The organism is Pseudoalteromonas sp. SWYJZ19 (assembly GCF_015864375.1).
Classification (GTDB): domain Bacteria; phylum Pseudomonadota; class Gammaproteobacteria; order Enterobacterales; family Alteromonadaceae; genus Pseudoalteromonas; species Pseudoalteromonas arctica.
This window is the reverse complement of the sequence record NZ_JADYXI010000002.1, coordinates 34,461-54,023: the sequence shown is the minus strand read 5'-3', so window position 1 is coordinate 54,023 and position 19,563 is coordinate 34,461. Positions and strand designations below refer to the sequence as shown.

The 19,563-nt window shown below is 39.6% G+C and carries 16 protein-coding genes; 3 read left to right on the top strand and 13 right to left on the bottom strand.

Annotated features, from left to right (window positions below):
* Window positions 1-61 precede the first annotated feature (61 nt).
* From iscA to I6F45_RS02100, 9 genes are all read right to left on the bottom strand, one after another.
* The gene (gene iscA, locus I6F45_RS02140) at window positions 62-385 is read right to left on the bottom strand and encodes an iron-sulfur cluster assembly protein IscA (protein ID WP_007377674.1); all 324 of its coding nucleotides are present in this window, start codon (window positions 383-385) and stop codon (window positions 62-64) included.
* 12 nt (window positions 386-397) lie between these two features.
* On the bottom strand, window positions 398-781 hold the full coding sequence (gene iscU / locus I6F45_RS02135; RefSeq protein WP_007377675.1) for a Fe-S cluster assembly scaffold IscU: 384 nt from the start codon (window positions 779-781) through the stop codon (window positions 398-400).
* Between the two features lie 41 nt (window positions 782-822).
* On the bottom strand, window positions 823-2,040 hold the full coding sequence (locus I6F45_RS02130) for an IscS subfamily cysteine desulfurase (RefSeq protein ID WP_002958425.1): 1,218 nt from the start codon (window positions 2,038-2,040) through the stop codon (window positions 823-825).
* A gap of 24 nt (window positions 2,041-2,064) precedes the next feature.
* Entirely contained in the window at window positions 2,065-2,556 is a 492-nt protein-coding gene (gene iscR, locus I6F45_RS02125) for a Fe-S cluster assembly transcriptional regulator IscR (RefSeq protein WP_007586371.1), read from the bottom strand.
* Window positions 2,557-2,792: 236 nt separating this feature from the next.
* Complete coding sequence (gene trmJ / locus I6F45_RS02120) at window positions 2,793-3,518, bottom strand: tRNA (cytosine(32)/uridine(32)-2'-O)-methyltransferase TrmJ (protein ID WP_024589846.1); 726 nt, start codon at window positions 3,516-3,518, stop codon at window positions 2,793-2,795.
* A 157-nt stretch (window positions 3,519-3,675) separates the two neighbouring features.
* Window positions 3,676-4,431, bottom strand: coding sequence for a class I SAM-dependent methyltransferase (locus I6F45_RS02115; protein WP_010554084.1), 756 nt, complete (start codon window positions 4,429-4,431; stop codon window positions 3,676-3,678).
* A 57-nt stretch (window positions 4,432-4,488) separates the two neighbouring features.
* Window positions 4,489-5,667 (bottom strand): response regulator transcription factor, encoded by a 1,179-nt coding sequence (locus I6F45_RS02110; protein ID WP_197159548.1) that lies wholly within the window; start codon window positions 5,665-5,667, stop codon window positions 4,489-4,491.
* Window positions 5,668-5,806: 139 nt separating this feature from the next.
* On the bottom strand, window positions 5,807-7,846 hold the full coding sequence (gene prlC, locus I6F45_RS02105) for an oligopeptidase A (RefSeq protein WP_197159547.1): 2,040 nt from the start codon (window positions 7,844-7,846) through the stop codon (window positions 5,807-5,809).
* A gap of 86 nt (window positions 7,847-7,932) precedes the next feature.
* Window positions 7,933-8,607, bottom strand: a complete 675-nt coding sequence (locus I6F45_RS02100; protein WP_197140450.1) for a DUF2461 domain-containing protein — start codon at window positions 8,605-8,607, stop codon at window positions 7,933-7,935.
* Window positions 8,608-8,685: 78 nt separating this feature from the next.
* Here I6F45_RS02100 and gorA point away from each other — a divergent pair, with 78 nt between their 5' ends.
* The 3 genes from gorA (at window position 8,686) to I6F45_RS02085 (ending at window position 11,908) form a co-directional block, all read left to right on the top strand.
* A complete protein-coding gene (gorA, locus tag I6F45_RS02095; RefSeq protein WP_024594474.1) occupies window positions 8,686-10,047 on the top strand; it encodes a glutathione-disulfide reductase in 1,362 nt (453 codons plus the stop codon).
* Between the two features lie 284 nt (window positions 10,048-10,331).
* A complete protein-coding gene (locus I6F45_RS02090) occupies window positions 10,332-10,964 on the top strand; it encodes a hypothetical protein (RefSeq protein WP_024594473.1) in 633 nt (210 codons plus the stop codon).
* 107 nt (window positions 10,965-11,071) lie between these two features.
* Window positions 11,072-11,908 carry a mechanosensitive ion channel family protein gene (locus tag I6F45_RS02085; protein WP_024594472.1) on the top strand — a complete coding sequence of 279 codons (837 nt, stop codon included), beginning with the start codon at window positions 11,072-11,074 and terminating at the stop codon, window positions 11,906-11,908.
* Between the two features lie 52 nt (window positions 11,909-11,960).
* Here I6F45_RS02085 and tldD read toward each other — a convergent pair whose 3' ends face one another.
* Genes tldD through rng form a run of 4 tightly spaced genes read right to left on the bottom strand, consistent with a single transcriptional unit; the run spans window position 11,961 to window position 19,562 of the window.
* The gene (gene tldD, locus I6F45_RS02080) at window positions 11,961-13,400 is read right to left on the bottom strand and encodes a metalloprotease TldD (protein ID WP_024594471.1); all 1,440 of its coding nucleotides are present in this window, start codon (window positions 13,398-13,400) and stop codon (window positions 11,961-11,963) included.
* Window positions 13,397-14,236: a carbon-nitrogen hydrolase family protein gene (locus tag I6F45_RS02075; RefSeq protein WP_165739309.1), complete on the bottom strand. Its 840-nt coding sequence runs from the start codon at window positions 14,234-14,236 to the stop codon at window positions 13,397-13,399. The genes tldD and I6F45_RS02075 overlap by 4 nt, the downstream gene beginning before the upstream one ends.
* On the bottom strand, window positions 14,233-18,090 hold the full coding sequence (locus I6F45_RS02070) for a YhdP family protein (protein WP_197159546.1): 3,858 nt from the start codon (window positions 18,088-18,090) through the stop codon (window positions 14,233-14,235). The genes I6F45_RS02075 and I6F45_RS02070 overlap by 4 nt, the downstream gene beginning before the upstream one ends.
* Window positions 18,090-19,562: a ribonuclease G gene (rng, locus tag I6F45_RS02065; RefSeq protein ID WP_007586345.1), complete on the bottom strand. Its 1,473-nt coding sequence runs from the start codon at window positions 19,560-19,562 to the stop codon at window positions 18,090-18,092. Before rng ends, I6F45_RS02070 begins: the two co-directional genes overlap by 1 nt.
* Window position 19,563 lies beyond the last annotated feature (1 nt).

The window sequence follows — 19,563 nt, the reverse complement described above, 5'->3', positions numbered from 1 at the left end:
GAAATAACAAAGCCCTACATTAACTGGCAGGGCTTATTTATACTACAAAGATATTTTAAGCTTAAACGGTAAAGCTTTCGCCACAACCACACTCATCTGCTTGATTAGGGTTTCTAAATTTAAACCCTTCATTTAAGCCTTCTTTAGTGTAGTCGAGCTCTGTGCCATCGATGTAAACTAAGCTTTTAGCGTCAACAATTAATGTTACACCTTTAGCCGCAAAAGTTTCATCGTCTTCGTTTAAATCGTCAACAAACTCAAGTACATAAGCAAGACCTGAACAGCCCGTCGTTTTAATGCCAACGCGCAGGCCTAAACCTTTACCGCGGTTTGCTAAAAATGATTGTACGCGGTTTGCTGCCGCATCTGTCAATGTCACTGCCATGAGTTTCTCTTCTTACTTCGCTTGTTTGCTTTTGTAGTCTGCAATTGCTGCTTGAATTGCGTCTTCGGCTAAAATTGAACAGTGAATTTTCACTGGTGGTAATTCAAGCTCTGCACTGATATCAGTGTTTTTAATTGTCGCTGCTTCGTCTAGCGTTTTGCCTTTAACCCACTCTGTTACAAGTGAAGATGAAGCAATTGCGCTACCACAACCGTAGGTTTTGAATTTTGCATCTTCAATAACGCCTTCGGCAGATACTTTAATTTGCAATTTCATTACGTCACCACATGCTGGTGCGCCTACCATACCCGTTGCCACTGACGGATCATTCTTATCTAGAGTACCTACGTTACGTGGGTTTTCTACGTGGTCGATTACTTTATCACTATAAGCCATTATTCTATCCTCATTACCTGCTAGGGTATGTGCTCACACTATTAGTGGTGAGCCCATTCAACTGAATCTAAATCAATACCTTCTTGATGCATCTCCCAAAGTGGAGACATCTCACGTAGGCGACCGATAGAGTTTTTCATTAATTCGACGGTGTAATCAATCTCTTCTTCGGTAGTAAAGCGACCAATACTAAAACGAATTGAGCTATGTGCTAATTCGTCGTTACGGCCAAGTGCACGTAATACATAAGAAGGCTCTAAGCTTGCAGATGTACAGGCTGAACCTGACGATACTGCAATGTCTTTTACTGCCATAAGTAACGACTCACCTTCAACAAAGTTAAAGCTGATGTTTACAATGCCAGGTACTGATTGGTCTTGCGTGCCGTTAAAGTATACTTCGTCCATATCAGCCATAATGCCGTCGATTAAACGATTACGTAAGGCGCTGATGTGTGCGTGATCTTTTTCGAAATCTTGCTTAGCAATTTTAAACGCTGTACCCATACCCACTAATTGGTGAGTAGCTAGTGTACCAGAGCGCATACCGCGTTCATGTCCGCCACCGTGCATTTGCGCTTCAAGGCGAGCACGTGGTTTACGACGAACGTAAAGTGCACCAACACCTTTAGGGCCATACACTTTATGTGCAGAGAACGACATAAAATCAACTTTAAGCTGTTGCACGTCGATTAGTACTTTACCCGCGCTTTGCGCTGCATCTACGTGGAACATAATTTTACGTTCGCGACACATTTCGCCAATAGTCGCGATATCTTGAATTACACCTAGCTCGTTATTAACGTGCATAATGCTTACAAGTACTGTGTCGTCACGCATTGTGTCGGCAAGTTTTTGTAAATCAAGTAGGCCGTTTTCTTCAACGTCCATGTAAGTTACTTCAAAACCTTGGCGCTCAAGTTCACGACATGTGTCGATTACAGCTTTGTGCTCAGTTTTAGCGGTAATAACGTGCTTACCTTTTTTCTTGTAAAACTGTGCTGCACCTTTAATAGCAAGGTTATTTGATTCTGTTGCACCCGATGTGAAAACAATTTCACGTGGGTCTGCATTAATTAAATCAGCAATATCTGTACGTGCTTGGTCAACAGCTTCTTCTGCTTGCCAACCAAAACGGTGTGAGCGTGACGCAGGATTACCAAACTTACCGTCCATTGTCAGGCATTGCATCATTTCTTTAGCAACACGTTCGTCAACAGGCGTGGTCGCTGCGTAATCTAAATAAATCGGTAACTTCATTTCTCTCTCCGCTGCAGGTCAACCTTAAAGTTGACAGCTTACTTGAATGTTTTCCAACTGCTTAATTGCATTATTAATACTGTTATCTTGGCGCGATGCTATTTCTTTCACATCTGATTTTTCCACCAATTCAGCAAGGGTAATATTATTCAAAAATTCTTCTATGCGTGCGCTTAAGTCTGACCACAAATTATGTGTTAAACAACGCATACCACTCTGACAGCCGGTATCGGCACCTTGGCAACGTGTTGCATCGACCGATTCGTCTACGGCGCTAATAATATCGCCAACAGAGATAACGCTCGCTTCACGCCCTAGTAAATAACCACCACCAGGTCCACGAACAGAACTTACTAGGCCATTTTTACGTAAACGAGCAAATAATTGTTCAAGGTAAGACAAAGAAATTTCTTGTCTTTGTGAAATATCAGCAAGGGCTACAGGACCTACACCTGTGTGTAGTGCAACATCCAGCATAGCTGTAACGGCATATCTGCCTTTTGATGTTAACTTCATAACGCCCCCTGCACAAAAGAGTGCAAATTTTAATTACCAGAGTAAATTAGTCAAGTATTATCACTTGATAAAAATTTGATTTAGAAACTCTTACTTTTAAATTGTAGAGTTAACAAATTTTCAATACTTGACCTCTTTGGTCAAGTATTACAGCCATTGTAATTACCTGAGTAATTTAGTCAAGTATTAGCGCGTTAATTAGTCTAGGTCTTTTATAACTAATAGCTATACCTAAGTTACTTAGGGATAGCCTTATTAATTGAGGTGAGAATACCGCGTAAAATATTCATTTCAGCATCTTCAGGGTGAGCTCGGTTAAACAAACGGCGCAATTTAGTCATAACTAAACCAGGGTGTTGCTTGATGATAAAACCTGTTTTAAACAACGTGTCTTCAAGGTGATCATAAAACAACTCTGTTTGCTTTGAGCTTGGGTAAACTGCATCGTCTTCTTCAACCTTTTTAGGTTGTTGATTTAAAAATGCCATGCGAGTTTCGTAACTAAGTGTTTGTACGGCCATAGCTAAATTAAGCGAGCTGTACTCTGGATTAGCAGGAATACATACATGGTAATTACAAAGCTGTAATTCTTCATTAGTTAAACCACTGTTTTCACGACCAAATACTAGCGCTACAGGACCATTTACGGCTTCAGCAACGAGCTTTTCACCACATTCACGTGGTTCAACCATTGGCCACGAAAGCGTACGAGAACGCGCACTTGTGCCAATCGTTAATGTACAGTCAGCGATAGCTTCTTCAACGGTACCTACAATAACTGCATTGCCTAAAACATCAGTTGCGCCTGCAGCTAATGCACTTGCTTGGCTGTCTATTTCGCAAGCAGGATCAACTAAATAAAGTTTTGATAAACCCATGGTTTTCATGGCGCGAGCCGCCGAACCAATATTGCCGGAATGTGACGTGTTAACTAAAACAATGCGAATATCATCTAAGATCATTACTGTGCTACTTTGCTATGCCAAAAAATTGCGCAAATTCTAACATGAAAATGTAATAAGATCCTAGATTCAAAAGGCTAGATCCTATGATCAAACCCAATATAACGATTCTTACATGGATAAGTTCTAGGGATATAACGCCTATTTGTTTTGATGCTTAAACCATTGCCGCTTTTACATAGACATCAAAACGGTTCTTTTTGGTTTTGATCTGCATACTTGGGGTTTTTTCGTTTAAGAATGGGGCGTAATCGGGGCGTTTTACAACAACGCGCTTACTGGCAAGTGGATAGGCAAAATCAAGTAGGTCGTCAGCGTCGTTGTCTGCACCAACAAGTTCTTGGAATACGCGCATTTCTTTTTTAACTAATGCTGATTTTTCGCGATGCGGGAACATGGGATCTAAATAAACAACATCAGGCATGCTTTCGCATTGAGAGAGCAAAGTATGACTTGAGCCAAATATTAGGCTCATGTTTTCTTTCATCCACAAACCAATTTCAATATCGCTATAGGCTCGCTTTAAACCATCGTATAAAAGTGCAGCTACAACCGGGTGACGTTCATGTAATATAACTTTGCACCCTAGCGAGGCAAGTACAAAACCATCTCGCCCTAAACCAGCGGTAGCATCAAGTACAACAGGCGTTGCACCTTTATTTAAACCCACCGCTTTGGCAATTGCTTGCCCTTTACCACCGCCAAACTTACGCCTATGGGCGGCAGCACCGGTTACAAAATCAACGTTAATTGCACCTAGCTTAGGCTCGTCGGTTTTAAATAGACTTAACCCTTTATCATCGTAATGTAAGCTAAAGCCACTACAATTTTGCGCCCATTGGGCTAAACCAAAGCGTGTTTCTAATTCATTTAAATAAGGGCGTAACTCTTTAAAAGCACACTGAATAACCACAATAAACTCCGACGATAAAATACGCCTGTAGTATATCAACCGCTTTACTTTAAAGCACTAAAATAGCTCTATATCACTATGATGATTCGTATTGACCTTTGCGGCTTCCGCTTTAGTACGTAAATTGGATATAAGTTCATTGCGGCTTTCGGCAACTTGTTTAAGCTGATATTTGATAAAGGCTAAATCACTATTAGCCGATACAAATAACTGCATTGTTTGATCCAATTGAGATATATATAAAGTGAGATCCGCAGGGTTTGCTTGTGTTTGTTGTAGCTTAATAGCGCAGTCAAGTTCATGTAGCTGCTCTATAAACTCTTTAGTACTTTTGTTTTGCTCTACATTTTGAGTAGTTAACTGCTTAACAATATCTTGAAGGGCTGTACTTATTTGAGCTGCCTGCTCATAACTGCTTTCGCTTCTTTCCATGGTAACAATCTTCTCGTTGGTTACTTCTAATATATGCGGGAACAGATCTTTGTAGCGCCCATACAAAGCATCGTTATCAACGGGCATATTTTTTATCAAAAGGGACACTTTGGGATAATTAATGATAGTGCTGCTACCAATATCAACAAATCGTTGAGCATTTCGATGTTGCTCAAGCAGCTCTTGTTCTAACGGGCAAACACCACTTTGCTGGCTGTAAAAAATACCTTTTCCTTGATACCAAAACACCACCACAACATCTAAATTTAAAGGAGCAAAAAAGGTAAAAAAGTATTCACTCAACGATTGAAAGTTATTAGCGTGATAACTTTGTCCAACGTAGCGCATTATACGCCCCATATCGCCTGACTCTGTCATTGCTATTTCAGCTGTTTTATTCGCTTTTACTATATCCAATTTTAGTTTTGCGCATTTTTGCCTATATTCGTAAAGTACCTTTATTCGCGCTATTAACTCTTCTGCATTAAAAGGTTTTGTAATGTAATCAGATGCGCCGACGCTATAACCTTTTACCCGATCGCTTAGCTCTATTTTAGATGAGAGAAACATAACGGGAATATCCTGAGTATTTTGACTTTGCTTTATTGTTTTACATACGTCATAACCTGACATACCTGGCATTTCAATATCGAGTAAAATAATATCTGGGTTGTATTTATTGGTTAGCCTTAATCCTTCATCGCCATCTTTTGCATGAATTATTTTACAAAACCCTGCTAAAGACTCTTCAATTATATGATGAACATACTTGTCGTCATCAATTGCCAATACCAACTTTGCCATGCCTTAGTCCATTTTATTAGGTGTGCTAAAAGCATAGTACGGTAGGATGAAATTACTAAAAATTATTAGATAATAATTTTAAAATAATAAAAAAGCGCCATATAGGCGCTTTAATTTGGTTTGTGCTAAATATTAATTTTTAAACAGCAATACCGCTATGGCGTAGTAACGCGTCGACATTTGGCTCACGACCACGGAACTTTTTAAATAATTCCATTGGCTCTTCGCTACCGCCTTTTTCTAAAATATTTTGCATGAAGGCTTGCCCTGTTTCAGCGTTAAAAATACCTTCTTCTTCAAATTTAGAAAATGCATCAGCAGAGAGTACTTCAGCCCATTTATACGAGTAGTAACCTGCACTATAACCACCGGCAAAAATATGGCTAAAACCATTTTGAAAACGGTTAAACTCAGGCGGTTTAACGATTGATGTGCGGCTACGTACATCGTTTAGTACTGCTTGAATTTGGCATTGCTCACCCACTTTGTAATCGTTATGGATTTTAAAATCAAATAACGAAAACTCAATTTGACGTAGCATTTGTACGCCTGAGTTATAGTTTTTAGCAGCAAGTAACTTATCAAGTAACTCTTTAGGTAACGGCTCACCCGTTTCATAATGACCTGAAATAAAGCTCAGGGCTTCTTCGTCATAACACCAATTTTCTAAAAACTGACTAGGAAGCTCTACCGCATCCCACGCCACGCCATTAATACCCGCAACAGGAGCAGCATCAACCTGTGTAAGCATGTGATGAATACCATGACCAAACTCGTGGAACAAGGTTGTTACTTCGTCATGAGTAAACAGCGCAGGTTTATCGCCAACCGCCTTATTAAAGTTACACACTAAATAAGCCACTGGAGTTTGTAGTTCGCCGTTAGCGCGTACTTTACGACCCATACAGTCATCCATCCACGCGCCGCCACGTTTGTGGTCGCGTGCATATAAATCGAGATAAAAACGTCCGCGTAGAGTATTGCTACTATCTACAATTTCAAAAAAGCGTACATCTTTGTGATAAGTATCAAAGTCAGTAACTTCTTTTACGCTAATACCAAATAAGCGATTAACAGTTTCGAATAAGCCGCTAAGCACTTTATTTGCTGGGAAGTAAGGACGTAGTACTTCGTCTGAAATTGCATATTTTTCTTGCTTAAGCTTTTCGCTGTAGTAACCAAAATCCCATGCTTCTAATTCAGAAATACCGTGTTTTTGCTCAGCATAGGCTTTTAGCTCAGCCACTTCTTGCTCTGCTTGTGGTTTTGATTTAGCTGCTAGGTCTTCTAAAAATGAGAATACTTGTTCTGGTGTTTCGGCCATTTTAGTCGCGAGTGACTTTTCAGCGTAGCTGTTAAACCCTAGTAACTGTGCAAGTTCATGACGAAGCGCAAGCTCCTCACTCATAATGTCAGAGTTATCAAACTCACCGGCGTTAGGGCCTTGATCTGATGCGCGCGTAGAAAACGCGGTATAGGTTTCTCTGCGTAATTCGCGGTTATCTGCGTAAGCCATTATTGGTAAGTATGATGGAAAATCGAGTGTAAATAACCAACCCTCTAATTCTTTACTTTTTGCTGTGTCAGCTGCAAGTGCTAAAGCAGATTCTGGCAAGCCTGCTAAGTCACTCTCATCAGTAATATGCTTGTGCCAAGCTAGTGTGGCATCCATTACGTTGTTACCAAATTTTGAGGCAAGTTCTGATAAACGCGCGCTAATTTCGCCGTAACGTGTTTGCTGTTCTGCCACCAGAGCAATACCCGATAATTTAAAATCACGTAGCGCATTAGTAATTGTTTTTTGTTGTGCTGTCGTCAGCGTTTTAAATTCGTCACTGTTATAAAGCGTATTATACGCGTTGTATAAACCTTGATGCTGACCTACAAATGTTGAATATTCAGATATTAACGGTAAGCACTGCTCGTAAGCTTCACGTAATTCGTCGTTATTCATTACTGAATTTAAATGCGATACAGGGGAGAACATGCGCGATAATTTATCGTCAGCTTCTTCAAGGGGTAATACTAAGTCATCCCACGTATACGAGCCTTTAGCTAACACGTCATCAATGGCTTTACGACAAAGCTCGATACCGTCTTTTAGTGCTGGTACTACGTACTCAGGCTTTATTTTTGAAAATGGTGGTAAGCCTTCAAGGCCAATTAATGGGTTGCTCATAAATACTCTCTTTGCGTTAATGCATTACGTTTTAAATTGGGTCTAAAAGTAAAAAAACAACTCAGCCGCTTTTAAGTTGTTTAATTTTAATAAGGTTGCTCCAGAGCAAAACACAAATAACCCATTAATGAGTCGGCCACTTTATAACGTTCTAACACCGTATCAACTAGGTTATTACTGCATATTTGCTTTTGAGTAAGTGGGCTAATGGCTATAAAGTCTTTTCGTTTGAGCTCATCTATTAAGGGGTGCTCTTTTTCAAAACCTCTTGGCGGGCGTTTTAGCGATTCTCCTGACATTTCAAATATAGATTTAAATTGCTCATCATAAATTGCTTTTTTATAGCTATTTGGGTTTTCATCTATGCAGGTTCTAATTGCGTTAAGCGCCTTTGATTCTGGTCGCCAAATACCAGCACCTACAAAACATTCGTCATTTGCTAAGTGAAAGTAAAAACCCGGGGCGTGTACGTCTTTTCCCATAAAATGGCGAAATTGAATCCCTACATTAATTTTATACGGGGTTTTATCTTTACTAAAACGCGCGTCTTTATAGATTCTCATTAAACTACCGCCCACTTTTTTATCTGATGCGACAAAATGGCTAGAAACCTCAGCAAGTGGTGCTTGCATTTGCCTAATGAAATCTAAAGCGGGCTCTCTTACGTATTCCTCATACTGTGATTTATGGTCGTTAAACCAGTCTCTATTATTGTTTTTATCAAGCTGAGCAAGAAATTCGAATGTTTTTTTACTAAACATAGGTCACCTAAACACTCTTTATTTTTAAAACTTAATGTTATGCTAATGCGCATAAAACTCAACGCCTAAGGACATAAAATGACACAACACTTTGATTATATTGCAATCGGTGGTGGCAGTGGTGGTATTGCCTCTGCAAATAGAGCGGCAATGCGTGGCGCTAAAGTAGCACTTATAGAAGCAAAACACATGGGCGGCACATGTGTAAACGTGGGCTGTGTACCTAAAAAAGTAATGTGGCACGGTGCTCAGGTTGCCGAAGCAATTAATTTATATGCCCCAGATTACGGCTTTAATGTTGAAGTTAAAGGCTTTGATTGGAGCAAACTAGTAGAAAGCCGTGAAGCCTACATTGGCCGAATTCATAAAGGTTATGACAGTGGCCTTGCTAGCAATGGCGTTACTGTAATTAAAGGCTTTGCTAAATTTGTAGATAATAAAACAGTTGAAGTAAACGGCGAGCACTACACAGCCGATCATATATTAATTGCAGTAGGCGGCCGCCCAAGCATTCCGCATATTGAAGGCGCTGAACACGGTATCGATTCAAATGGCTTCTTTGAGCTAAAAGAGCAACCTAAGCGCGTTGCAGTTATTGGCGCAGGCTACATAGCCGTTGAGCTTGCTGGTGTATTACATGGTTTAGGTACTGAAACACATTTATTTGTACGTAAGCATGCCCCACTTCGTAGTTTTGACCCATATATTGTAGATACGCTTGTTGAAGTAATGGCTGCCGAAGGCCCTACTTTACATACTCACTCTGTACCAAATAAATTGGTTAAAGAAGATGATGGCTCTGTAACACTGCATTTAGATAACGGCAAAACTCATAACGTTGACCAAGTAATTTGGGCCATTGGCCGCCAGCCAACAACAGACGCAATTAATGTCGCTGCTGCCGGCGTAGAAGTTAACAGCGATGGTTTTGTAAAAGTTGATGAGTATCAAAATACCACAGCTAAAAATGTATACGCGGTTGGCGATATCATCGAAAATGGTATTGAACTTACACCGGTAGCAGTAAAAGCAGGGCGTACTTTATCTGAGCGTTTATTTAATAAAGAACTACCTGATGATTTAAAAATGGATTACAGCTTAGTTCCTACTGTTGTATTTAGTCATCCACCTATTGGTACTATTGGTTTAACTGAGCAAGAAGCTATTTCTCAGTACGGCGAAGAAAACGTTAAAATTTATCAATCTGGTTTTACGGCTATGTACACAGCGGTAACTAAACATCGCCAGCCTTGTAAAATGAAACTTGTATGTGCCGGCCCTGACGAAAAAGTAGTTGGCCTACATGGTATTGGTTTTGCGGTTGATGAAATGATTCAAGGTTTTGCCGTTGCCATGAAAATGGGCGCTACTAAAGCTGATTTTGATGCCGTTGTTGCGATTCATCCGACAGGCTCGGAAGAATTTGTAACGATGCGCTAAGCTCTAAGCTCTAAGCTCTAAGCTCTAAGCTCTAAGCGCTCAATTATAAAAAGCCTTACTAAGTAATTAGTAAGGGCTTTTTAATGCTTGTTATATTTTGCACAACAAACCACTTAAAACGTCACATTAAAAACATCCATTCAACATTAAATAAATATCTAAGCCATTATTTTAACAGCAAAAATTTTAGACCGATAAAAATATTAAAAGTTTAAATTTTGTTTTGGCTTTAAGGCATTTTTACAATTAGAATCTCGCGCATTTATAGTTTCTCTTGGTTATTTATGTTTTTACTGCGATCTTTTATTTATTTATTATGCCTAGCGGGTGTTGCTCATTTAATTCAACTTGAAGGGTTTGAATTAAAACAGTATGCACTTTACAGTGAAGAAACTCTTACCGAACATATGCAAGATGTTTTAACTTTTTTAAGTTGTATTTTATTTTTTTATGCTTCGCGAATTAACTTTCAACTCAAAATACCGGCAGTATTACTTGCTGCGTTATCGGCAATGATGTTTGTGAGAGAGTTTGATACCTACCTCGACTTATACTTTTTTGATGGCGCTTGGCAAAGTATCGTCTATTCAATTTTAGCTGGCGTGTTTGTTTATTTAATAACAAACAAAGGAAGTATTTTTAACGCTTTAAAAGCCTATAGCTTCACTCCTAGTTATGGAATTTGCTTATCAGGCATGGTTACTTTACTCGCATTTTCGCGAATGATGGGCAAAGGCGCATTTTGGCATTCAGTAATGGGTGATGACTATGTACGTGCGGTAAAAAACATTGTTGAAGAAGGTATAGAAACGCTTGGCTATACTTTGATTTTTATTTCAGCCATTGAGCTTGTACTCATATGCCGAAAAAGAATGGCTAAAAATCACAAACATTGCACTGATGAAGTAACTCAATAGCGTTTCTCCATTTTTATTGGTTACTTTTTTTGCACTAAATTTGCTAATTGGTTTAATAAATCAATATACTGAGCCTGTTTTTATCAACTCGCGTTTAATTGGATATTATGACTAAAGATATATTGCTGCATCCGTTTCTTCTTTCAATTGTAATGATCACAATTGCATTTGTACTAAAAGTACTTGTTGATAAGCTGGCTAAAAATCGCGCAGAAAAAAAAGAAAAAGATATTCGTTACATCGCACACAATATTAAGCATTTTATTAATTTTGTAATGATGATATCGCTGCTATTTGTATGGTCTACTGAAATTCAAAACTTTGCACTTTCTATTGCTGCTTTTGCTGTAGCGATTGTACTTGCAACGCGTGAGTTTATTCAGTGTGTTATAGGCTTTTTTTACCTCGTAACAACTCGCCCATTTAGAGTAGGTGACTGGATACAAGTGGGTGATTACTTTGGTGAAGTAGCTGAAACGGATTGGATAAAAACAACCATGCATGAAATTGATATACATACTTATCAATTTTCAAGAAAAACCATATATATTCCTAATAATAAGCTGATTACCAGCTCTATTAAAAACTTAAACTTTGTAAAACGCTTTGTTACACATCATTTTATTATTGTCCGAAGAGAAAGCTTTAATCCGTACCCTATTCACGACACATTAACTGAGCAAGCTAAGCTGTATTGCGAAGAGTTTCAAGAAGTAGCAAGCCGTTATAATTCGATGATTGAGCGTAAACTTGATGCAAAAATATCTGGCCCAGAACCAGTAATTCACTTTGGTACAACCGATTTAGGTGAATTTAAAGCAAGCTTTACCTTGTTTTGCCCGACAGAAAAGGCGCTTGAGATAGAGCACAAATTAACAGAGTGCTTTTTTGCGTTATGGTACAAAGAGGCTGAAAAAAATAAAGAGGATGAAGGAGAGGCATAAACCCCGCCTTCATTAAAACAAAAAGCGCGAACTTACTTCGCGCTCATATTGTTTATGCTGTACCGCCCACTGTTAACTGATCTATTTTTAAGCTTGGTTGGCCTACGCCTACGGGTACGCTTTGACCATCTTTACCACAAACACCAACACCTTTATCAAGCGCTAAGTCGTTACCAACCATAGATATTTGCTGCATTACTTCTGGGCCGTTACCAATAAGCGTTGCGCCTTTAATTGGTTGGGTAATTTTACCATTTTCGATTAAATACGCTTCTGATGCGCTAAATACGAACTTACCAGACGTTATATCAACTTGTCCGCCGCCAAAGTTAGGCGCGAATACCCCTTTTTTAACTGAGCTTATAATATCGGCTTGGCTGTGCTCACCACCTAACATGTAGGTGTTAGTCATGCGAGGCATTGGTAAATGTGCATACGACTCACGACGAGCGTTACCGGTAGGGCTTACACCCATTAAACGCGCGTTTAGCTTATCTTGCATATAGCCTTTTAAAATACCGTTTTCGATGAGTACGTTGTAAGCGGCTGGTGTGCCCTCGTCATCTACATTAAGTGAGCCACGGCGATCGGCCATGGTGCCATCATCAACAACTGTACACAGCTCAGATGCTACTTTTTGGCCCACTTTACCACTAAACGCAGACGCGCCTTTGCGATTAAAGTCGCCTTCAAGTCCGTGCCCTACCGCTTCGTGTAAAAGCACGCCAGGCCAACCATTACCAAGTACAACTTCCATCGTGCCTGCAGGTGCATCAATAGCCTCAAGATTTACTTTAGCTTGGCGTACTGCTTCTTCGGCAAACTCCATCCAACGCGGTTTACCGTCAACAATTTCTTTAAAGTAACCATAATCTAAACGTGCACCACCACCTGCTCCACCGCGTTCACGGCGACCATTTTTTTCAAGCAGTACTGAGCAGTTTAAACGAATAAGCGGGCGAATATCGGTGGCAAACGTACCATCACTTGCTGCGATTAATACTTCTTCGTATACCGCTGACATTGAACTAATTACTTGCTCTGCATCGGGTGCTAGCTCACGAATATAGTTTTCAAGTTCGCGTAATAAGCTCACCTTGTCGGTATCGCTCATACTCGAAATTGGCTGGTGCGGTGCAAACTGCTCTTTAGCTTTAACATCACTAAATACTTTAATCGCTCTATCTTCGCCGGCATCTGCAATACTACGAGCCGCTGTAGCCGCTTTATTAAGTGCTTCAAGATTTATTGCATCAGAGTAAGAAAAACCTGTTTTTTCGCCGCTTACAGCACGTACACCAACGCCACGTTCAACGTTATAAGAGCCTTCTTTAACTAAGCCGTCTTCAAGCACCCATGATTCGTGGTGGCTAGATTGAAAATATAAATCGGCGTAATCCACTTTATGCTGATGTATGTAAGCGAGCGTTTTTTCGAGCTCTTCTCTATTTAGCTGGCTGTCGTGTAGTAAATGCTGTTCAACCGAATTCATAATAAATGCTCTCTAAATCGTTGATGAGACTGCACGGGCATATCTCGTCTAATTTTTTGTAACTGGTCTAAATCTGCGTTGCAGCTTATAAAACCGGTGCCTGTTGGCAATTCACTCAGGATACTTCCCCAAGGCGAAATAATAATACTGTGGCCATATGTTTGTCGGCCATTTTCATGTGTACCGTACTGAGCTGCTGCAACTACATAACATTGTGTTTCTATTGCGCGAGCTGCTAATAATGGCTGCCAATGCGCTTGTCCTGTGACGACTGTAAATGCACTTGGTACTAAAATAATATCGGCGCCTTGGCGTACTAGTTCGTTGAATAAGCCACTAAAGCGCAGATCATAACATACTGTTAAGCCTATTTTACCAAAGGGAGAATCAACAACAACCACATCGCTACCTGCTTGGGTAAAATCTGACTCTCGGTAGCTACCGGTTTTGTCATCTACGTTTACATCAAATAAATGTATTTTGTTATACGTTGCAACCAGCTCGCCTTGATTATTATATAAGTGCGATGCTGCATAATATTTATGTTCGTTAAATGGCTCAGGCATTGTCCCTGCATTTAACCAAATATTATGGTGTTGGCACAATTCACTAAGTTGTAGTTTGTATCGCTCAACTTGCTTAGCAACACGTAACGTATCGTTACCACTTTTACTAAACACTAAAAAAGCCTCAGGCAAACAAACAAGTAATGGTCTTGTTGCGGGGAGTGTTTTAAGTGCACGCTTTAAGCTTGCTATGTTGTCATCAGGGTTTAGCCCTGAACACATTTGCAGGGCAACTATTGTGGGAGTGCTTAGTATTTCAGTTTTGTTCATTGCGTTACTGTTACTTGTGCATCTTTAAGTTTTAAATCGACTGATGCTTGTGGCTGATTTTGCGCAGCTTGAGGAAGCGTAACTTCACGACTTTTTCTGTCGAGTTCTTGAACAATAGGATCGTTCATTTTACCCGTTACTTTAAAGTTGATCTCTGAGATGACGCGCGCAGAATGAATAACTTTATCAATTGCTAAGGCAGCAAGCCCTGTTACTGGGTTTACCATCCATGCAACTATAACCGGAATACTCGAGGTTACCTGCGGCGCAACAGCAAGGTCATAATCTATATCAAGCGTGTTTAAATTTGCATAACCTTTAATGGTTAAATCGGCAGGTACGCCGTCCATTTTGGTATCTTTAGTGTAAGCGATACCATTTTCTAACTGCATAGTGCCTTGCATGCTGTTATAAAAAAAGCCCTTTGAAAATACATCTCTAAAATCAAGTTTCAGCTTGCGTACTAATGAATCAAGGCTCAGTAACGAAAATACGCGTGCCCCGCCATCGCTAACTTCAGTTAAGTGACCTTCTCCTAAATCCCAAGCTATCTCGCCACTTAAACTTTTCACATCAAAATTATAAGGTGCTGCTTGCCAAGTAAGATCATAATTTAGATCGGCTTTTGAGTCTTTAATCGCGGAGGTTATATCAAACTCACCAAACAATGCGCCTATGTCATCACTTTTAAGCTCGCCACTTAGCGTTGTTAATCCATTTTGCCACTGCCCTTTAGTGCGCAGCACATGATCGCCTTTATCGACTACAAGTTCTGATATTGATAAACGCTCTCCATCACCTAATAATGACGCACTCACTTTATCAAGTTGGTAGCGGTCAATTTTGCAATCACTACATTCAAACTCAATAGCAGGTATTTTAGTAAGCCAGCTCAAGTCTTTCTCAGGAAGTACATCTGTTATTTCAAGTGCTTGCTCATTGTGCGGTGCAAAATTAAGCCTTAAGTAATCGGCATTAATTCGTATGGGCTGGCTAGGCTGTGATGTAGGGATAAAAACCCCAGCTCTAAGTTCTTTAGCATTTAGCTTTAGGTATAAATCGTCTTTTGATGGTGCTAAACGCATTTCAAAATCATTAAAAATGATGTTACTCGCATCAAGTAAACCTATATTTGCGACCACCTCATTAAGCGGTGGCATAATCCCTTTTGATTCTTGATCTGGGTTTGCTTTACCAGCATTAATTATTTGATCAATCAGATCAAACCAAGGCACTAGTTCACTATGTTCAAGATTTATATTTACGCTTAAGTCTTTTTGGTTTAATCCTAAATCTTGTTTTCCGAGCACAAAATGGACATTACTAAACTGTGATTTTCCATTTTCTAAAATAGCATTAAAGTAAAACAGTTGATTAGCGTTTGCTGTAATGAGATTAGAAATATCATCACCTTGTACTACCGCATCAAGCGCCCACATTTGTTCGCTATTTTTATTATAAGGTGCGGGTAAGTTACTCGTTAAGCCAAGTAGTTCTGAGTTTACCTGTGCACGGTAATTAAAGCCTTGCTCGGTAAAATTAAGTACTAAGCCAATATCAACATCACTTTGCCCGCTTAAATAATTTTTTAATATACCTTTCCCACTATCTATTAGTGTATCGGCGTCAATTTTGGCGTTTATATCTATGTTTGCTTGGTAATTTTTTTCATCACTTTTACTGCTGTAATTAATAGTTAGCGGCATGCCCAACCATTTCGCAGTCGCATTTTTAAGTGTGATATTGTCGTTTTTAAAATTAAGCTCGCCAGTTAAGTTTTTAAGCTCAATCCCTGGCGTTGCTATAAATACTGGCAAGTCATTTAAATTAACCTTGCCGCTAACACTGGCCCCGCCTTTAAACTTTGAGCCTACTAAAAGCTCAATACTGGCATCGGCTTCGCCTTTGCCCTGCACAACTTTAAAAATTTCAGCAAGAGGTTTGGCAATAGGTGTCGCTGCAAAAAAGTCATGTAACTTTTCCATTTGTGCTTTTTTATCAATTTGCACAATAAGTTCATCAGCATGCATTAAATCTGCAATGCTTACCTGTACACTATTACCAATATCTAAATTAACCAACTTACCTTGCTGGCTATATATGTCCATACGCTCATTATCAAAATGTAGCTGTACGTCGGCATTGGTGACCAAAGGCCAATCAGGATCAAACTCATAGGTTGCGTTGTCTATTTGCGCTAATACACCAAACTGGCCACTACCACCGGTGAATGGAAAACCAGATAAAGGTCCTGCAAATAAGACTTGTGCTTTAGATACTTCTCCGCCTTTAATTGCGCCATTTAAATAGCTAACGAGCTCAGGGCTCATTGCTTTTAATGGGAAGTAACGACCTGCAATTTTGGCATCTGTGGCGAAGGCTTCAGCGTAAAGATCTAATCGAGGATCATCTGTTAGACTAATTTGTAATTCTGCAGCAAGAGTGACTTCATCATTATCAAACCATATATTGTCACTACTTATATGCCAGCCATCATCTCGCTTAGCTAAATCTAGCTCTACATTTAGCTGATTATAATTTATGTCGTTACTAAAGCTTTCACCTGTAACTAATGTGCCATTTTCACCAAATAAATTTATTCGACCACTACTTTGATTAAGTAAACCATTTACTCTAAGTCCTTGTGCTGCAGGTACCGACCTTAATTCTTGCCAGCCAATATTGTCAGCCTCAAACCATAATTGCCATTGCTGTGCATTAGAGAAATTTAAATAAGCTTGATCTATTTGCCCACTAGGTTGGCGCTCTAAAAATGGTTCAAGTGCATTAAAATTACTTAGCCCTGCTAGGTTACTCAGTAATTCAAAATCAACTTGATGGAGCCACACTTCATTTTTCGCCCCTAGTTGAGCTTCAAACTCTAAACTTGGCCATGCTTTATCGTTACTATTAAATGTTAAACCTGTGCTTTTTAAGTGCCAGCTATTTTGATCTGGGTATAAGTGAAAGCCACCTTCACTCAAACTAACTTGTTGGCTTTGCTCTTCTCGCTGCCAACGCACAAAGCTTGGTAGCCACTGCATTTTTATATCGCTTACAAAACCTTTATCTAGTTTTAGCCACGCTTGTAAATTAATATCGCTATGCAGTTGTTGCTTTTGCGTATTTATATATTGCGCTAACCAGTTAGATACATCGACTTTGTTAGCCTGCACATAAATGTCGCCCGCAACTTGCTCTAGGGTATCGCCAGTAAGTGCTATGCGCGCATCAAAATCACCGACCGAAATACCCGGCAATGCTAAGCTCCCACTACCAAGATGCTGCTCATCTTCATTTTGCCAAACAATATTTTTGAGGAGTAACTTACGCTCTTTACCGTCTTCTAGAACAAAGTTAATACTGGAATTTTCTATTGCAAAATGACCCGTTTTACCCAAAAACAGTTCTTCAATTAGCTCTTTTTGCTCAAAAGAGACTTCGTCGTTGTCACCGGTTTTAAATAAGTTGGTAATATTTACACTGGTATGAAAACCATTAATAACAAAATAATTAGATCTAAGTTGCAGCGCTTTTAAGCTTTCCCATAAGTTTAGCTCTAAGCTGGTTTTAGCAATGGTGAGTGATATTGGTGCAGTTTCGTTATCTTTAAACGATAAATTCTCTAGTACTAATGCAGGACCACTGCCCTGCCAACTAGCTGATATTTCACCTATAGATAAGCTTATTTCAAACTTTTCGTGTAAATAGCTTTCTATATTCCCTTTGTATTCGTTTGCATACGGAAGGGTATATTTTAAAATTGAAACAATAACGGCCAGTAATACCAAAATTATGGCGCAGGTCTGCCATAATTTTCTAAAACAAAAAAAACAGACCGCTTTTGCTTTCATTACATCATTACCACATCAAACTGTTCTTGGCTGTATAAGCTCTCTGTTTGAATATTGACTTGCTTACCAATAAATAGTTCAAGCTCGGCAAGGTTATGATACTCGTCGTTTAGTAAGGCTTCACTTACAGCTGGCGCTGCATATACCATAAACTTATCGGCAGCGTATGCTCGATTAACGCGTACTATTTCACGCAGTATTTCGTAGCACACTGTTTCAACTGTTTTTTGCGATCCACGACCAGAACACGCCGGGCATACATCACATAAAATATGTTCTAAGCTTTCGCGTGTACGTTTACGCGTCATTTCAACAAGCCCAAGTGCTGAAAGCCCATTGATATTTGTTTTAGTGCGATCTTTAGCGAGTGCTGATTCAAGTGAATGTAATACTCGGCGCTTATGATCCTCACTTACCATATCTATAAAGTCGATAATGATAATACCGCCTAAATTACGCAGCCTAAGCTGGCGAGCAATTGCAGAGGTTGCTTCTACGTTGGTATTAAAAATTGTTTCTTCTAAATTACGATGTCCCACAAATGCACCAGTATTAACATCAACAGTCGTCATTGCTTCAGTTTGGTCAATAATTATATAACCGCCCGATTTTAAGGTAACTTTGCGATGTAGTGCTTTTTGAATTTCGTTTTCAACGTCAAACAAATCAAATATAGGTCGCTCACCAGGATAGTACTCAAGTACTTGAGAAAGCTGTGGGACAAACTCTTCTGTAAATAACTTTAGTTCTTCATGAGTAAGTTTAGAGTCAACGCGAATGCGCTCCATGTCTTCACCTACGTAGTCACGTAGGGTTCTAAAGGCAAGCGTTAAATCTTCGTGTAGGATACTGGCTTTACTGGTTTTTTTGCGACGAGCTGTAATTTTTTCCCACAGTTTTCTTAAAAAACCGGCATCGTGTCGTAATTCTGCTTCGCTAGCGCCTTCGGCTGCTGTACGTACAATAAAGCTGCCATTTTCATCGCCATATTCTGCGACTATTTTTTTAAGGCGTGAGCGCTCTTCTTCAGTTTCAATACGCTGACTAACCCCTACATGGGTCGCATCTGGCATAAACACTAAATAGCGAGAAGGAATAGTTATATCTGTGGTGAGTCTTGCGCCTTTAGTGCCTAGCGGATCTTTTACCACTTGCACCATAATGTATTGGCCTTGACGAACTAACTCTCTAATGTCTTGTACTTTTTTTATTGGTACGTCGTCTACGCCTTCAACAATAGAGGCACTATTTACAATATCGGATGCATGTAAAAATGCCGCTTTTTCAAGGCCGATATCAACAAAAGCAGCCTGCATACCCGGAAGTACACGGCTTATTTTTCCTAGGTAAATATTGCCTACAATACCTAGATTACCAATTCGCTCTAGCTGTATTTCTTGCAGTACACCGTTTTCTATTAGGGCAACACGGCTTTCGCTCGGTGTGACATTGATCAGTAATTCTGTACTCATG

What these genes read in the sequence shown, in the direction of transcription:
- iscA (WP_007377674.1), bottom strand. Translation starts at nt 385, where the DNA reads ATGGCAGTGACATTGACAGATGCGGCAGCAAACCGCGTACAATCATTT.
- iscU (WP_007377675.1), bottom strand. Translation starts at nt 781, where the DNA reads ATGGCTTATAGTGATAAAGTAATCGACCACGTAGAAAACCCACGTAAC.
- I6F45_RS02130 (WP_002958425.1), bottom strand. Translation starts at nt 2,040, where the DNA reads ATGAAGTTACCGATTTATTTAGATTACGCAGCGACCACGCCTGTTGAC.
- iscR (WP_007586371.1), bottom strand. Translation starts at nt 2,556, where the DNA reads ATGAAGTTAACATCAAAAGGCAGATATGCCGTTACAGCTATGCTGGAT.
- trmJ (WP_024589846.1), bottom strand. Translation starts at nt 3,518, where the DNA reads ATGATCTTAGATGATATTCGCATTGTTTTAGTTAACACGTCACATTCC.
- I6F45_RS02110 (WP_197159548.1), bottom strand. Translation starts at nt 5,667, where the DNA reads ATGGCAAAGTTGGTATTGGCAATTGATGACGACAAGTATGTTCATCAT.
- prlC (WP_197159547.1), bottom strand. Translation starts at nt 7,846, where the DNA reads ATGAGCAACCCATTAATTGGCCTTGAAGGCTTACCACCATTTTCAAAA.
- I6F45_RS02100 (WP_197140450.1), bottom strand. Translation starts at nt 8,607, where the DNA reads ATGTTTAGTAAAAAAACATTCGAATTTCTTGCTCAGCTTGATAAAAAC.
- gorA (WP_024594474.1), top strand. Translation starts at nt 8,686, where the DNA reads ATGACACAACACTTTGATTATATTGCAATCGGTGGTGGCAGTGGTGGT.
- I6F45_RS02090 (WP_024594473.1), top strand. Translation starts at nt 10,332, where the DNA reads ATGTTTTTACTGCGATCTTTTATTTATTTATTATGCCTAGCGGGTGTT.
- I6F45_RS02085 (WP_024594472.1), top strand. Translation starts at nt 11,072, where the DNA reads ATGACTAAAGATATATTGCTGCATCCGTTTCTTCTTTCAATTGTAATG.
- tldD (WP_024594471.1), bottom strand. Translation starts at nt 13,400, where the DNA reads ATGAATTCGGTTGAACAGCATTTACTACACGACAGCCAGCTAAATAGA.
- I6F45_RS02075 (WP_165739309.1), bottom strand. Translation starts at nt 14,236, where the DNA reads ATGAACAAAACTGAAATACTAAGCACTCCCACAATAGTTGCCCTGCAA.
- I6F45_RS02070 (WP_197159546.1), bottom strand. Translation starts at nt 18,090, where the DNA reads ATGAAAGCAAAAGCGGTCTGTTTTTTTTGTTTTAGAAAATTATGGCAG.
- rng (WP_007586345.1), bottom strand. Translation starts at nt 19,562, where the DNA reads ATGAGTACAGAATTACTGATCAATGTCACACCGAGCGAAAGCCGTGTT.